Origin of the sequence: Oscillibacter sp., assembly GCF_032060045.1 — a bacterium.
In the GTDB taxonomy this organism is placed as follows: Bacteria; Bacillota; Clostridia; order Oscillospirales; family Oscillospiraceae; genus Oscillibacter.
In genome coordinates, this window is record NZ_DAMBZJ010000077.1 from 1 (window position 1) to 2675 (window position 2675).

A 2675-nucleotide genomic window follows, 5' to 3' on the forward strand; every position below is an offset into this window, starting at 1 on the left:
AAAAAGTGAGCGGAAGCTAAAGCTTCGCCTGCTCCCAAGCCTGACTTTGGGGATCATCATGCCCTTTGTCTTGCTTCTGAGTTTCGCACATACCGCTACATCAATGTCCGACTTTCTGCAGACGGTTTCACAAGGAAAATACTACCTGTACGTTTACCTTTCGATCTTCATATATTCCACACTATTCTCAGTTGTCGGCAAAAGCGAAAGCTATCGGGGGGCATGGATATACAAAGCGATGCCTGTCGACGATCCCGGCCTTGTACTCAGAGGCGCAATGAAAGCGTTCCTGTACAAATATATCGTCCCGTTTTATCTGCTGACCTGCGCCATTTTTATATTGTTTTGGGGAATCAGGATTATCCCCGACCTGCTCATGATCTTTATGAATCTGATACTTGTACTGCTGTTGACATTTCTGGCCTCCAAGAAGGAACTTCCCTTTAGCCAGAAATTTTCGAACGAACAGCGCGCCGGATCCATAGGCTTGGTTCTCCTGTCGATTCTGCTGTGTGGAAGTATGGCCGCCGCGCATAATCTGCTGATAACCCGCCTGAGCTATGGGGCGGCGCTGGGCTTTGGAATTTCCACTGTTTTGACGATTTTTTTCTGGCACAGAAGTTTTCAAATAAGTTGGGATCAGATTATCCGTGATGCCGGATAACTCATCAGTCGGGCCCTCTACTTTTTTAAGCGCTTAAAGCCCAGGGTATCTTAAATAGGCAATTTAGCAGAACGAGGCTGCTTAGCACCTCAAAAATGGGCTAAAAAACACCGCAGAACAGTGGCGCGTACCGACGTGGTTTCCCATCCCGATATGCGTCAAAAGGCCACCTTCATAAACAGTGCGACGCAGCAGAGGAGGACGGCGAAGGGAACATAGACATAGCGGCCAGTCCGATACCAGCCGTCACCGCGCGGAACAGAACGGCCCTTGTTGATTTCTGCCATTAGGTCCTCCTTTCGCATGATCCAGAACCAAGATATTGAACCAAGGGTTGCGCCGATGGGAATGATATAGATTGACACCAAATCCATCCACGGGCCCCATTGGAAAATTGCCTCCATGTTAACGCCTACCCCCAGACAAATCAGACACAGGATTCCCAGCACCACCTTGCGCCCGAGCTTTGGAAAACGGTGTAGCAGAGATTCCGCAACGGCTTCAAACATATTTTGCAGAGAACTAATTCCTGCGAAAATCATTGCAACATAAAGAATCACAGCAAAATACTGTCCGAAAGGAACGTCCTGCAAAATGGTGGGCAGGGTGACAAACAGCAGACCGGGGCCTGCTCCTACATCCACGCCATAGGAAAAACACGCCGGAATAATTACAAGCGATGCAACCAGCGCTGCAATGGTATCAAAAACAGCGGTGTGACGGGCAATGGAGACAACATCCTCGTTTTCGTCCAAATAAGCACCATACACAATCATGCCGCTTCCGGTGATTGAAAGAGAGAAAAATGCCTGCCCCATTGCCCATATCCAAACCATCGGGTCTTTCAGAACTTCCCAACGGGGAATCAGCAGAAAACGATATCCTTCAAGAACGTTGGGGAGCAGCGCCACCCGAATTGCCAGAATAATAAAAATGATAAAGAAGGCGGGCATCATGATTTTATTGGTTCTTTCAATGCTCTTTGCACCCAGCAACAGCGTCAGCAGAGTGCCGACCACGACGATAATATGAAAAGGAACCACGGAATAAGTTGTGAGGGCGAACGACTCAAACCAAACACCCATATTCACCGACATCAGTGTACCGGACAGCGAGTCAAACAGTGCCTTTAAAATGTAAGAGACGATGACGGCATAACCGATGGCAATGCACATTGACCCTGCCAGAGGAAGCCAACCCAAAAGACCGCCTGCCTTTCCGGCTTGTTCCTTTCTGGATTTCCATGCGTTTTCATAGGAACCCAGCGTACCGGTTTTTGCACGTCGCCCGATTGCAAACTCTGCGGGCAGTCCCACATAGCTAAACACGAAAATAAAAAACAGATAGATAAGCAAAAAAGCGCCTCCGCCATTGCTGCCCAATTTGTTGGGAAATCCCCACACATTTGCCATCCCTACCGCCGAACCGACAGAGGCAAGAATAATCCCCCACCGGCTACGAAACCTATGTTCCTTATTTTTCATGTTACTATCTCCTTTTTAAATCATTACAAAATAAAATATCGTCCCCTGTCCCTTAATCGGGACAGAGGACGATGCTGCATCGTGGTACCACCTCTGGTTTGAGCAATTCTCTCGAACTACTCCTTTTTGTGTGCAAACACACACGCAACGCTGTATCGGGCGCACCCGGCATACCCTACTAATGTTGTTCAGGCAGCTGCTCGGGAATGTATTCAAACAGTCCGTCTGCATCCTTACACCGGCCGGATGCTCTCTAGAAGGCGGATTCTGTTCTACTAGTTTCCTTCGTTGCATTTCAATTATTGCTTTAAACTATAACACATCAAAGAGAAAGAAGCAAGGCGGATGAAGAAAATACCCGCTGCCTTGCCACTTAAAATTAATGTGTCTATAATTCGGCTGTAGTAAAGAAGTTTTTACTTCGAGTTACAATTAACAAAAAGGGAAGAGATGGTATTTTGAATATTATATTTAAGGCAACACCGTACAACGGCATAAAGAATCCACGCAATCTGCCAGAGGTGGCA

The 2675-nt window shown here is 47.4% G+C and carries 1 protein-coding gene, 1 pseudogene and 1 other annotated feature; of the genes and pseudogenes, one reads left to right on the forward strand and one right to left on the reverse strand.

The window, feature by feature from the left end:
• Positions 1-664: pseudogene (locus tag RT018_RS15710) on the forward strand (hypothetical protein); the annotation flags it as partial.
• A gap of 158 nt (positions 665-822) precedes the next feature.
• Here RT018_RS15710 and RT018_RS15715 read toward each other — a convergent pair.
• The gene (locus RT018_RS15715) at positions 823-2148 is read right to left on the reverse strand and encodes a sodium-dependent transporter (protein WP_312943250.1); all 1326 of its coding nucleotides are present in this window, start codon (positions 2146-2148) and stop codon (positions 823-825) included.
• Between the two features lie 61 nt (positions 2149-2209).
• Positions 2210-2446: a binding site (T-box leader), on the reverse strand.
• Positions 2447-2675 lie beyond the last annotated feature (229 nt).

Bases quoted from the DNA above. Each gene is read 5' to 3' on its own strand.
- RT018_RS15715 (WP_312943250.1), bottom strand. From the start codon at position 2,148: ATGAAAAATAAGGAACATAGGTTTCGTAGCCGGTGGGGGATTATTCTT.